Consider the following 534-nt stretch of genomic DNA (forward strand, 5'->3'; position numbering starts at 1 on the left):
CTCACACCTTCTTCCTATTAGCATCACTCATTATCTCATCTGCTATATGAGTTACATTACTAGATATCTTAGTAGCATCATCAGCTATATTTACATTACCTTGAGTAGATTGTTCTAATAAAGATATAGCATCATTTATTTGAGTTATACCATTAGCTTGTTCTTTTATAGATTCAGCCATATCATTAATAGATTGAACTAAGATATTAGTATTAGATTCTATTTCTCCTAAAGACTTTTGAGTTCTTTCTGCTAGTTTTCTTACTTCATCTGCTACTACTGCAAAGCCTCTTCCATGTTCTCCTGCACGTGCAGCTTCTATAGCTGCATTAAGAGCTAAGAGATTTATTTGATCTGCTATGTCTTTAATAATAACAGTAACACTTTTAATATCTTCAGATTGAGATATTACTTCATTAGTCTTATTAGATACATTTTGCATAGACTGAGTTATTTCTTCTATAGCAGTAGCAGATTGTTCTAAAGAGCTAGCTTGTGCATTAGAACTTTGAGATAAGTTAGTAATAGAAGTAT

1 protein-coding gene is annotated in these 534 nt (G+C 31.3%); it reads right to left on the reverse strand.

Translation table 11 applies throughout. The annotated features are described in order from the left end of the window. Position 1 precedes the first annotated feature (1 nt). Positions 2–534, reverse strand: a 533-nt coding sequence (locus BKH43_RS08375) for a methyl-accepting chemotaxis protein (protein WP_253248038.1), incomplete at its 5' end; no start/stop codon positions are given.

It is taken from the genome of Helicobacter sp. 13S00401-1 (genome assembly GCF_002272925.1).
Lineage (GTDB): Bacteria > Campylobacterota > Campylobacteria > Campylobacterales > Helicobacteraceae > Helicobacter_I.